The following is a 12,260-nucleotide window of genomic DNA, read 5'->3' as shown; positions in this document are numbered from 1 at the left end:
AGATCCTCTGCTTGATGCGCTTCCAGGGTCGAGACGCCCGACCGGAGCGCATCCGCTAAATACCTCTTAAAGAGGGGGACTAAGAGTCCAGTTACCCCTCAAGGCAGGGCTGATTCATTCTCTATTCGGCATTGATTGTCAAGATGAAAATCTAGAAAATTCAAGCTGATGAAAAAAGGAATGAATCAGCCCTGCTTTTCAAGGGGGTTAGAGGGATCTTCTAAGGTTTGAACTTAACAAAATTGACCTTTCAGACGTTCGTTACTCTTACCGATCGTTTGCGATCGAATAGCGAACTGATGTGAAACTGGATCTAGCGTGCGGGAAACTGATGTCCCTGCTATTTCGCCGCCTGCGGACAGACAACGCTAGTCCCTGCCTGCTGTCCGTTTGTGGCCGCAGCAACTAGAGTCACCTTCCCTTTACCATCTAGGAGCCAGCCGACAGCGGGAGGAGCTAGTTGGGCAGGAGTCTTTGCGGCTCCGATCCTTGGCTGAGAATTGGTGGCACGGGCATCTCGCCAGACGATATTGGGCGTTAGCAAGTCGTCAGCATTGGGTGGTAGCCCACCACGCCCAGCCACGGTTAATTTATTTTCACGGCTGCTAGCAGCACAGACTTGCGAGATCTGATTGCTGGCATCGGTAGGTACTTGTGGGAGTTCGGTATTATTTTTGCCTGGATCTGTACCTGGAATATCGATATTAACCGCACCATTTTGGCCGAAGTTGGAACTTGCAGTGATATCGTTGGTGGAGTTTGAGCCGATCGCCCGATAGTTGATGCCAAATAAACCCTGACTGGTGATATTGATGTTGCCACCATTACCGCCATTAGCATCAGCGATAATGTCATTATTGCCTGAAAGGGCAATAATTAAGGGACTACTAATGGTGATATTGCCGCCATTACCATTTTTCTGGCTGCTACCAGAACTAGTGGTGATAGAGCTACCATTTCGCAGCAAAAATTTGTCACTAAGTGCTACCGTCACATTCCCACCACTAACGGAAGTTGAATCGGATAACAATCCACTGTTATCCAATAATAATTGTGCGGCAGTAATTGAAACATTCCCAGCTGCTCCCACACCAGAGCTTCTGGTAGAAATTGCCGAGACATTTTTGAAGGAGATCGTGTCTTTGGCTTGAAGAATAATATCTCCCGATTTACCGTTGCCATTTACTTGGGTTATTTGTTCTGTGCCATTGATCATGTAACTGTTATTTAATTCTATCTCTCGCGCTGCGATCGAAATATCTCGACCATTGCCATTGGCTGACGAGCCAATAGTACTTGTAATAGAACTTCGATCGGAGAGAGAGAATTTACCTTGAGTCTCGATCTCGATTTTACCTGCATTACCCTGAAAGTAAGTACTACTATTGAAGCTCGATCCTTCTGCAAGCTTGATATCTCCAATGGTTTTGACTTCGATATCTCCGGCATTACCTTTGTCAGCTATTTGAGCAAATTGAACTGTAGCGGTTGCAATATTACTCCCTTTTAGCAGTTCTAATTCTCTGGCATTAATTTTAATACCTTTACTATTTCCGGCTGCTATCACATTAACATAACTATTAATATTTCCGCTATTAACAATAGACAACTTACCCTGAGTATCGATGGCTATTTTACCAGCATCACCCTTTCCAAGACTAGTACTAGCAATTTCCGATCTACCTGAAGTAGTGGGATTAATGGCTGATGGATCGTAACCAGATACTTTAATATCTCCGGTTGTTTCGATCTTAATATCTCCAGCATTTCCTTTGCCGTCCACTCGCTCTGCTTGTAATGTAATCGTGTTGATGTAACTACTATTAGCAAGTTCTAACTCGCGAGCTGTGATGCTAATACCTTGACTATTACCTACTCCAGTTAGACCGATCTGGCTATTAATGAATCCTCGATCGGTTAAAGATAGCTTACCTTGAGTATCGATCGTGATTTTACCCGTATCGCCTTGTCCGGTAGTACTACTAGTTATTTGTGATAGTGTGGGATTAGCTGATGATAAATCGGATCCAGATATCTTAATATCTCCAGTCGTTTTGACATTAATATCACCTGCATTACCTTTGCCATCAACCTGTGTAGAAATATCACTTAAGTTAGCAAGTTCCAATTCGCCGGCAGTGATGCTAACACCTTTACTATTACCTCCTCCAGATAAACCGATCGCGCTAGAAACTCCTCCATTATTGATAATAGACAACTTACCCTGAGTATCGATACTCACTTTGCCAGCATTCCCCTGTCCAAAAGTATCGCTGCTAATAGAAGATCGAGTGAGATCGGTTGATAACAAATCGTAACCCGATACTTTGATATCGCCAGTAGTTTTAATGTTTATATCACCACCATTACCTGTCCCTGCTGTACTTGTAGAGATTCCCGCATTATTAATAATATCTAAAGCATTAGCCTGAATTGTAATATCGCCGATGCTACCTGCTGCTCCAGAGCGCAATGTATTCTTGATCGCTGAATTATTGAGGCTAACTTTACCTGTGGCATCGATATTAATATTTCCCCCAGGTTGAGTTTGCACTCCCGAATTTGTCTCTAAACCTGCATCGATGGCGGCAGGTAGGGTACTTAAATTCGCACCAGCATTGAGGAGATCGAGATTATCAGTAGTGATATTCAGACTGCTACCGTTGGCAGTGGCATTATTAAAAAATGTATTTACAGTGTCTAGAGTACCTGTGGCACGGACGGAGATACTCGCACCATCGATTAGCGAAACATCGCTGCGCTGCAAGCCAGTGCCACCGAACGCGAAGCCATTATTATCGATAGTCACCGTCCCCGCACCCTTGAATCCCCCAATATCTACTCGTCCCCCAGGCGCGGTAATTTTACCGCCGCCCATACTACCATCGAGGGTGACATTGCCACCGATTAAACCGATGTATTGACTGTTATTCGGAGTTTGGAGCGTCCCGAAATTGCTAATCGCCCCATTCCCCCCGCCGAGATTGAGTCGCGAGATATCGAATAAGACATTCGGCGCGACTTTCAATAAGGCATCGCCACTGAGATTCGTCCCAAACGTAATCCTCCCGCCGCTACCATTGACTAAATCGATACTATTGGCAGTACTGCCCACAAAAGCCTTGCCCACATCCAACCGCGCATTGTTACCAAAGACGATGCCATTGGGATTGATCAAAAAGAAATTAGCACCATTAGTATTGACCGTGCCATTAATATCCGAGAATAAATTACCCGTCACGCGAGTAATAATATCCCGATTGCCAGCAGGGTTGAGAAAGTTCGCCTGTCCGTTCGTCGGCACCGAGAAATCGCTAAAGCTCTGAAATAGCGTCTGTCCCTTGCTGACACCGCCGGTAATATTAAAGTTATTGCCAGTACCCGATACTTGAGTGCCGAGGGTATTATCGGCGACGGGAGCGCGATTGGATGGTTGATAGGTTTGCGCGTGAGTAGTTGTGGGTGCAAAAACTAAACCGACGAGGGCGAGGAAGGATAGTAAAAATTTAGTTTTCATCATTATCTAAATGGCGATTGTGTGAGATTACGGGAAGGGAAGAACGCGAATTGTTTACCGATGCCTAAGAAGAGGTTTGGAAAGTCCAATTGCTATGTTTACAGTGGGTAGATCCCCCTAAATCCCCCTTAAAAAGGGGGACTTCCGGATCTGGTTCCCCCCTTTTTAAGGGGGGCTAGGGGGGATATTCTAGGATTGACGAGTGATAATCCATACTTTCCAAACATCCTCTAAACTATCTATTGCCAATTGCCAACTAAGACAAATGGTGCCCAGAAGTAAGGAGACTGATATTTAGGATTGCGCAGTAAAGATTGTTGAGCTTGTCGCAAAGATTCGCCCTTATTCAAGTTTTTAGTGGCCAGATTTTGATAAAAATTAACCATCAGTTCTTCAGTCGCTTTATCATCCACCGACCATAGAGAGGCGATCGTACTTTTAGCTCTGGCTCTAATGGCTACACCTGCTAATCCCAGTGTGGCGCGGTTATCGCCTGCGGCTGTTTGACAAGCACTTAATACTAATAACTCAATACCATTACTCGATCGAGTGCCACGATCTTTGAGCAAATTACTAAATTGATCGAGGTTGAGGCGATTATTCCAGGTGAGAATAAAAGTATCTTCAGCGTTGGAACTAAACTGCCCGTGAGTTGCAAAATGAACGATCGGTGCGTTACTGGCAACTAGGTTAGTAGCAACAATCTTATTATTAAATTGTTCGTTAAATAACTTCTGGTGGGGAATTATACGACCGATCGAGTCGATTTCCGATTTAGCATTCGGTAGTGCTGAAAATCCTTGACTACTCTCGGAAATACCACCGAGTAAAGCTTGCGATCGAATGCGATCTGTCGAACCTTGTGGTGGCACTAATTGCAATCCTGGTGTTAATGCTAGATTATAATTTTCGACTAAATATTTATTACCGTCGTACAAGATAGACATTGGAATATTGCGAAAAGCTCCATCCAAGACAAAAACTAACGTTTTGGTTTTAGCACGATCGAGATCTGCGGCTAAAGGAGCTAATAGGAGATCGTATATTTGTTTTGACTGCTGTTTGAAAACTTTTTCTTGTCGAGCATTAAAATCTGGATCTTGAATTTTTTGCTGAAGTTTAGCAACGGTTTGTTCGACTGTTGTTGCAGGTATTTTGCGACTATAATAGCGCAACGGTTGTCCGGGAATCGAGGCAATTGTCGCTACTCGATCGGGTAAAATAATCGGATAAATTACGGCTGCCGATCGATCGATTTTTTCGAGCGGTACGGTATAAGTGTCTAAACAGCCTTGCCGGAGAAAATTTTCCAGTTCGGCAACTTGCAATGACTCAATAATATCGCGAGCATTGGCTAGATTATCTGCCGATATAGTCTTCCCATCTCTTAATAAGAGGTTGACATATTCTCGATAGACAGGTTCGACACTATCACGAAAGGAAAACTGAAGATCGGCATCGATCGCATTTAAGTCATTGCGTAACGATTTGAGGTGGTTAATTGCTTGCCGATATGCAGAAGTTGCGGTTTCCAAATCGCGATCGCTAGGATTATTAGCTAGAATAATTTTGCCTAATTGCCAGTCGAGGCGATAGGCAAGATCTGGTGCTGGCAGGCTTTCGGCGATCGCGAGTGCTTGTTTGGTTAACTTTCTGGCTTCTTGATGCTGCCCCGTTAAGGCATATAAACTGCCTAAAGTACCGATTGCTTGGGCTTCACCTCTGAGATCTTTGAGAGTTCGGGATTGCTCGACTGCTGTAGTCAATAACTTCGCAACTGGTATCAATATCTCTGAATCGATCCGATTAGCTGCTTGATTTCTTTTGATTGTTTCAGCTAAGTTAATATAAGCAAAAATCGTGCCGCGACTGGGTGCGATCCGATCTAAAACATTGCGAGTATTTGTTAGAAATACTAGTGTATTCGGTGCTGTCCGCTGGGCTGATGCTAATCGATATAAATTAATTTGAGCCTGGATTCTGACCAATGGTACAGCATCTGGAGCGATCTTTTGATAGGCATCGATCGCGGCTTGTTCCTGCTGTGTCCCATCAATCGAGCTGAGGGTATTACCCAAGCTCAAATTGATGAGATCGATCGCAGCTCGATCTTGGCGTTTGGTAGCCAGATCCAGTGCTTGGATCAGGGTTTCCTTCGCGCCTAAATTTATGCCTCGATCGGCTATTGTAGTTTTTTGTGCTAGCATCCTCAGCGCGCGCAGCGAATTTCCCAATCCCAGCAAGCCTTGCATTTTTAGTTCTGAACTCGGTTGCTGTTGGAGGTTGGTATTAACTTCTTGCAGCGTCAGTAATGCCTGTCGATAAAACCCCAATGACTGAAGTGCCTGCGCTTGGTTAATTTTAGTCCCGAGCGTCCCTTGAGCATCTTTAGCTTGGGTATAAAGTCGATGAGCCTGTTGCCAATCAGCCAGAGCTTTGTCGGGTTTACCTGCGGCTAAAAAGTCGGCACCACGTTGATTTAATATTTGAGCGGACTTCAGTAGTGAATTACTACTAGATTCAGCGATCGTACTTGCCACTGTCGATCTCTGAAGATCGGATCGATTGCGTGCTGTCGCTGGCAAAATTGTCAGGATACTGAGAAATAGAATCGATAAATATAGTTTAGAGGAGTTCATCAGTCTAATTTCGCTAGATTCGATCTAGATATATTGGCATAGATTCAACAAGAGGGAGCGTCTAGGAGACTAGTATCGATCGATCTAAACGTAAAAACTAGAGTTTGATTTAATAATTAGTTGGGAGTGATTTTTGATGCTGCTAATGTTATTATCTTACTTCTGTCTATAATGTAGATTAACTATTGCCAGTACCCAAAAGCTCGCTCCGCACAAAAGATCGGCTATTTGTCGTAAAAGACCGCGTAGTTGTGCCAAACAAAAGGAGGGACGATCGATCGCCCCTCCCATTATTAATAAATAAATAATTATTTGACTTAGTGCTTCGGAATTTTTAATCCCAAATTCCCGTGAAAATCGTGCTGAACCTTGTGAGTCAATTGTCGCGACACGCGATTGACGACTTGTTTTAATAGTTTATCGCCAGTACCTTGAATTACCCCGATTGGTAACTTGTGGATAAACTTGGGGAAATGAATATACACCTTCAAATCGAGATCCCAATCGATCTTGGTACCCAACCTGTCGCCATTAACGGTCTCTACCAGACACATCTGGGCATTGAAATCGACTTCATATCCTGGCGGAGTATAATCGGGAATTGCCACAGTTTTGATACAGTAGACACCACGATCCTGCGGCAATAACTCCAAGCCCACCTTGGGTTCGACAACGTAGCCAAACGAATTAAATCGACCGATAGTCAGATCGTAGCTATTATTGCCGAGGGCATTGACTCCCATTGGATGAGCGCACCGCGTAAACCAGCCTTGATGAGCGTCGAGATATTTACCCACAGTTTTGACATCTGCTCCCATCAGCATCGCATCGGTGAAGCGATAGCTAAAGCAGAAGGGTTGAAGCCGATCTGCGTCGATTAACACCAGATCTTGCCGTTCTAATTCAGGATTCATCACGATCGAATTCTGTGTTTCGCTGTTTTTCTCTAGTGTAGTGACTGGCATCTCCGCGATTATCCCGTTGATGGAATGAATATATGGTGGTAAAAAAACACTGACTTATAAGATCTATTTACAAGCACTAACTGGTAAGAACCGGAAAATTTAAATTATTTTCTGTAAGTGGTCGATCGATCATCGCCGTTCGGACTCAGCCGCGCGTGGTACTAAAACCATTGCCGCAAATCGATCTGCATCTGTAGGCTCTTTAGAGATTCTCGCTCCGAGAGGCTTTGCTAACGACTGGGGCAGCCTGCAATTTCCTGACGGAAAACACCCCGTTAATTGTTTCTATCTTTAACATAAGTAGTAAGAGCACTCAACTTTAAATTTATTCTAACCAAAACTTAATGAAAGCATTTGTAGCAGGCGCGACCGGAGAGACGGGAAGACGGATCGTCCAGGAACTAGTCAACCGCGATATTCCCGTGCGGGCAATGGTGCGCGATCTGGCCAAAGCGCGGACTATTCTACCAGCGGCAGTGGAATTAGTCGTTGGTGACGTCCTCAATTTCGATAGTATTACCACCGCCCTCGGTGATAGCACTGTGATGCTCTGCGCCACTGGGGCTAAACCCAGTTTAGACCCGACTGGCCCCTATCAGGTCGATTATGAAGGCACCAAAAATTTGGTAAATGCCGCCAAAGCTCGCAATATCGAGCAGTTTGTGTTTGTCTCATCGCTGTGCGTGTCGAAGTTTTTCCATCCGCTCAATCTATTTTGGGGGATCTTGTGGTGGAAACAACAAGCCGAGCAGTATCTCCAAACAAGTGGACTCAACTATACGATCGTCCGTCCGGGCGGACTCAAAAATGATGATAATCCCAACCCGATTGTGATGTCGGGAGCGGATACCCTCTTTGATGGTAGTATACCCAGACAAAAGGTGGCTCAGGTGTGCGTTGAGTCACTCACCGACCCGCAAGCCCGCAATAAAGTCCTAGAGGTCGTCAGCGCGCCGACAGCGGTGGCTAAAAGTTGGGCAGATCTCTTTGCGAGTGTGTAGTTATTCAGAGCAGATAGTAATTAGTAACTAGCGATCGTTTATTGTGGAGTTGGTTATTTCGATCCCCTCGATGTCGATCTTTAGTTTTCAAGCCTACATGGATATCCTCAAAACCAGGCGTTTTCGACCGATCGCGATCGCGATCGGTTGTCTCTTTTCGATTTGTTTATTATTAATCTTGCGGCAACCATCCCGTCGGCAGCAGAATCCCACCTTCGACACCACCCGCAATCCCCCGTTGGTAATGACCGGTGGCGACCCCTATATTCGCGCCTTGATGCGGACGATAGCTGCCAGTGAAGCCAACGATCGCCAACCCTATGCGGTGATCTATGGGGGTACTCATGCCGCCAATCTCGATCGGCATCCCGAACAGTGTATTCGGATTACTAGTGGGCCAAATATCAATAATTGTTCTACTGCTGCCGGACGCTATCAGATGATTAATACGACTTGGGCAAAAATGGCCAAGAAATATCATCCGCAGCCGGATTGCTTCATGTTCTTCTTCCAATGTAGTTATCGGTTTGAACCAGAGTATCAAGATGTGGTAGTTCACTCTTGGCTCAGTGATGAAAAATTTTGGAATATGAATATTCCCCAGACTTTAAAAGCCGGCGATCTCGAACAGGTACGGCGACGGCTGTCGAGTACTTGGACGAGCTTGGGTTATGGGATCGAAACTAATACCATGACACCTAAATTGACGGGGATTTATAAGCAGTTGTTACAGGAGGAATTAGAGAAGGCCAATAAACGATGATTAACCACGATCGTCCATCATCTGCTCTACAAAGTTAGTGTAAACTTCACCCTTAATAAAATTTGGGTGTTCGAGAATGCGTTGATGAAAATCGATCGTCGTCGGTACGCCCGTAATCGCATATTCCCGCAGGGCGCGGCGCATCCGGCGAATGGCCGTATCGCGATCGACTCCCCAGACGATTAATTTGCCGATCAGGGAGTCGTAAAACGGGGGAATGTCGTAATCGGTATAGACATGAGAATCGATCCGCACTCCTGGCCCACCTGGAGCTAGATAACCAGTTATTTTACCTGGAGAGGGGCGGAAGTTGCGATCGGGATCTTCGGCATTGATGCGACATTCGATCGCATGTCCTTTCAACACAACTTGTTCCTGAGTAAAAGATAGTTTCTCACCTTGAGCGACTTTGATTTGCTCGGCGATCAAATCTAGTCCAGTAATCATTTCGGTGACGGGATGTTCGACTTGGATGCGGGTGTTCATCTCCATAAAGTAGAAATCACCGTGTTTATCGAGCAGAAACTCGACGGTACCGACACCAGCATAATCGATCGACTTAGCGGCAGCGATCGCGGCAGCACCCATTTTCTGGCGGAGTTCGGGGGTTAGAGCTGGGCTGGGGGCTTCTTCGAGTAATTTCTGGTGGCGGCGTTGGATCGAGCAGTCGCGTTCGCCCAAATGGACGACATTGCCATAGTTATCGGCGAGAATTTGAAACTCGATATGGCGTGGACATTCGATAAATTTCTCCACATAGACGCCACCATTCCCAAAGGCAGCTTCGGCCTCGCCTTGGGCGGCATGATACAAGCGGACTAAATCTGCCTCTTCATGTACCAATCGCATCCCTCGTCCACCACCGCCAGCAGTGGCTTTAAGCATCACGGGATAGCCGATCTCACCAGCAACTTTGAGGGCTTCGTCAGCATCAGCTAGTAGTCCCTCGCTACCAGGTACCGTCGGTACCCCCACCCGCTTCATCGTCTCCTTGGCGGTGGATTTGTCACCCATTGCCCGCATCGCTTCAGGAGAAGGGCCGATAAAGGTGAGATGATGATCCGCACAGATTTCGGCAAAACGGGCATTTTCAGCCAAGAATCCATAGCCAGGATGAATCGCCGTTGCATTGCGAGTAATGGCAGCAGAGATAATATTGGGGATATTGAGATAGCTTTTACTGCCAATCGGTTCACCGATACAGACGGCTTCGTCAGCGAGTTGGACGTGGAGTGCGCGCCGGTCGATCGTCGAATGGACGGCAACTGTACCAATCCCCATCTCGCCACAGGTACGAATAATTCTCAGCGCGATCTCGCCTCGGTTGGCAATTAAGATTTTAGAAAATGACATTGCGATCGAAAGTCCTAACTTTAGAGATGGGGATGGTGACAGATTTTCTGTTCAGGCTCATGACTTAGTATATACAAAGTCGTGAGCCTGTTATCATTTCACTCGCTCCAAAGCCAGTCTCGATCGACAAATCTACATCATCGACTCAAATGGATATCCAGATTCGCCTAGCTTGTCTAGAAGATATTCCCGCTTTAGTAAGTTTGTTTCCCTATTTAATTAATACCTCGACCGCAGATTAGAGTTAAATTTTTCAACCGTAATGCTAGTGGCTCGTTGAGAACTGCCGGATCGTATCGCCATTCCCAATTGCCCTCAGCTACGCCCGGAAAATTCATCCGCGCATTCCCACCCAAACCCAAGACATCTTGAAGGGGGAAAATCGCAATATTTGCCACCGAAGTCATCGCCAAGCGAATCAGATCCCAATGCACGCCAGCAGTACAAATGCCACCAGCATATAATAAGAATCGATCGCGTTCGACACTGTCCAATTTTTCAAACCAACCAACACTCGTATCATTATCATGGGTACCTGTGTACACCACAAAATTGGGTGCGTGATTGAATGGTAAAAACGGATTGCCATTGTCCGAACCAAAGGCAAATTGCAGCACTTTCATCCCAGGGAACCCAAATTGATCGCGCAGAGCTTCTACATCGGGGGTAATTACACCCAAATCTTCCGCTAAGATCGGCAACCGCCCCCATTTTTGTTGAATGGTGGCGAATAAGTCGGCACCTGGAGCCTTGATCCAGCGACCATCGATTGCGGTAGTCTCGCCCTGTTCGACTGCCCAAAATGCTTGGAAACCCCGAAAGTGATCGACCCGAATCACATCGACTAATTTTAATAACGATTCAAACCTTTGAATCCACCAGTTAAATTGCGTATGTGCGAGATTTTCCCAGTGATAAACTGGATTGCCCCACAGTTGTCCGGTTTCGCTAAAGTAATCGGGTGGAACGCCAGCCATCAAGGCAGGTTCGCTAGTATCGGGATCGAGTTCAAAGAATTCTTGATTTGCCCACACATCTGCGCTGTCATGAGCGACATAAATCGGGATATCACCAATAATTTCCACTTCATGTTCGTGGGCATACCGTCTCAATGCCGACCACTGTTCAAAGAACTTGAACTGAATAAATTTATGATAACTAATTTGATGTTTGAGTTGATTCTGCCAATGAATTAGGGCAATCGGTTCGCGCTTGACTAGATCTGGCTCCCAGTGATGCCAGCTCTTATCCCCATGTGCTTCTCGCACTGCCATAAACAAGGCATAATCATCCAACCAATAAATCTGACTGTGACAGAAGTTGTCGAAATTAGTCTTATGGTCTTTATCTGCGAAGGATTGAAATCGCTCGAAGGCAATATGAAATAGTTTGGTTTTGACTTCGATCGCCAGTGGAAAATCGACTTTGTGAGTAGGAAATGTTGGTAAGTTTTCTAGCTCTGCTGGAGTTAATAAGTTATCCTCTAACAGTTTAACTGGACTGATTAATAAGGGATTGCCAGCGATCGCCGAATAACACATATATGGCGAATTCCCATAACCCGTCGGTCCTAATGGTAATATCTGCCAATATTTCTGTTTGGATTCGTGTAAAAAGTCGATCAATGCATATGCATCTCGACCCAAATCGCCAATCCCAAATGGGCTAGGTAATGAGGTGGGATGGAGCAGAATTCCGCTGGAGCGAGTCATAAGAAGTTTGGAGTGAGGAGTTGGGAGTTGGGAGGAGCATGAGAGAGGGCGCGTGGAAGAGAGCGGTGTGGAAGCGTGATTAGGTAAAGAGCATTTCTGCAAACATCTCAATCCTAAAACCTAAAACCCAATTGCTCCCAACTCCCAACTCTCTTAGAATTTAAGTACCTTCGCCACCGTCTGCACATCCTTATCCCCACGTCCCGAACAATTGATGACAATTTTGGGGCTACCAGAGAGCTGGGGACACAGAGTTTCGAGATACGCGATCGCGTGGGAGGTTTCGAGGGCGGGGATGATGCCTTCTAGC

7 protein-coding genes and 1 pseudogene are annotated in these 12,260 nt (G+C 45.8%); 2 read left to right on the top strand and 6 right to left on the bottom strand.

Annotated features, from left to right (window positions below; genetic code table 11):
• Positions 1-340: 340 nt before the first annotated feature.
• The 3 genes from RMO27_RS13115 to RMO27_RS13105 all read right to left on the bottom strand — a co-directional run bounded on the left by RMO27_RS13115 (position 341) and on the right by RMO27_RS13105 (position 7,121).
• Positions 341-3,517 (bottom strand): filamentous hemagglutinin N-terminal domain-containing protein, encoded by a 3,177-nt coding sequence (locus RMO27_RS13115; protein WP_309733157.1) that lies wholly within the window; start codon positions 3,515-3,517, stop codon positions 341-343.
• Positions 3,518-3,756: 239 nt separating this feature from the next.
• Positions 3,757-6,156: a CHAT domain-containing protein gene (locus RMO27_RS13110; protein ID WP_309733155.1), complete on the bottom strand. Its 2,400-nt coding sequence runs from the start codon at positions 6,154-6,156 to the stop codon at positions 3,757-3,759.
• Between the two features lie 317 nt (positions 6,157-6,473).
• Entirely contained in the window at positions 6,474-7,121 is a 648-nt protein-coding gene (locus RMO27_RS13105; RefSeq protein WP_309733153.1) for a DUF1997 domain-containing protein, read from the bottom strand.
• A 344-nt stretch (positions 7,122-7,465) separates the two neighbouring features.
• On the opposite strand from RMO27_RS13105, the gene RMO27_RS13100 reads away from it, so the two are divergent.
• Both RMO27_RS13100 and RMO27_RS13095 read left to right on the top strand, forming a co-directional pair.
• Entirely contained in the window at positions 7,466-8,122 is a 657-nt protein-coding gene (locus RMO27_RS13100; RefSeq protein WP_309733151.1) for an SDR family oxidoreductase, read from the top strand.
• Between the two features lie 70 nt (positions 8,123-8,192).
• The gene (locus RMO27_RS13095; RefSeq protein WP_309733149.1) at positions 8,193-8,885 is read left to right on the top strand and encodes a glycoside hydrolase family protein; all 693 of its coding nucleotides are present in this window, start codon (positions 8,193-8,195) and stop codon (positions 8,883-8,885) included.
• Here the strand turns inward: RMO27_RS13095 and accC are convergent, their stop codons facing one another.
• From accC to RMO27_RS13080, 3 genes and pseudogenes are all read right to left on the bottom strand, one after another.
• Positions 8,886-10,238: an acetyl-CoA carboxylase biotin carboxylase subunit gene (gene accC, locus RMO27_RS13090; protein ID WP_309733148.1), complete on the bottom strand. Its 1,353-nt coding sequence runs from the start codon at positions 10,236-10,238 to the stop codon at positions 8,886-8,888.
• A 215-nt stretch (positions 10,239-10,453) separates the two neighbouring features.
• Complete coding sequence (gene malQ, locus RMO27_RS13085) at positions 10,454-12,052, bottom strand: 4-alpha-glucanotransferase (protein ID WP_396133707.1); 1,599 nt, start codon at positions 12,050-12,052, stop codon at positions 10,454-10,456.
• 51 nt (positions 12,053-12,103) lie between these two features.
• Positions 12,104-12,260, bottom strand: a pseudogene (locus tag RMO27_RS13080) (tryptophan synthase subunit beta); the annotation flags it as partial.

The organism is Chamaesiphon sp. OTE_75_metabat_556 (assembly GCF_031378165.1).
In the GTDB taxonomy this organism is placed as follows: domain Bacteria; phylum Cyanobacteriota; class Cyanobacteriia; order Cyanobacteriales; family Chamaesiphonaceae; genus Chamaesiphon.
This window is presented reverse-complemented; position numbering and strand designations above follow the sequence as displayed.

Coding starts and splice junctions, on each gene's coding strand:
- RMO27_RS13115 (WP_309733157.1), bottom strand. CDS start 3,517: ATGAAAACTAAATTTTTACTATCCTTCCTCGCCCTCGTCGGTTTAGTT.
- RMO27_RS13110 (WP_309733155.1), bottom strand. CDS start 6,156: ATGAACTCCTCTAAACTATATTTATCGATTCTATTTCTCAGTATCCTG.
- RMO27_RS13105 (WP_309733153.1), bottom strand. CDS start 7,121: ATGCCAGTCACTACACTAGAGAAAAACAGCGAAACACAGAATTCGATC.
- RMO27_RS13095 (WP_309733149.1), top strand. CDS start 8,193: ATGTCGATCTTTAGTTTTCAAGCCTACATGGATATCCTCAAAACCAGG.
- RMO27_RS13100 (WP_309733151.1), top strand. CDS start 7,466: ATGAAAGCATTTGTAGCAGGCGCGACCGGAGAGACGGGAAGACGGATC.
- accC (WP_309733148.1), bottom strand. CDS start 10,238: ATGTCATTTTCTAAAATCTTAATTGCCAACCGAGGCGAGATCGCGCTG.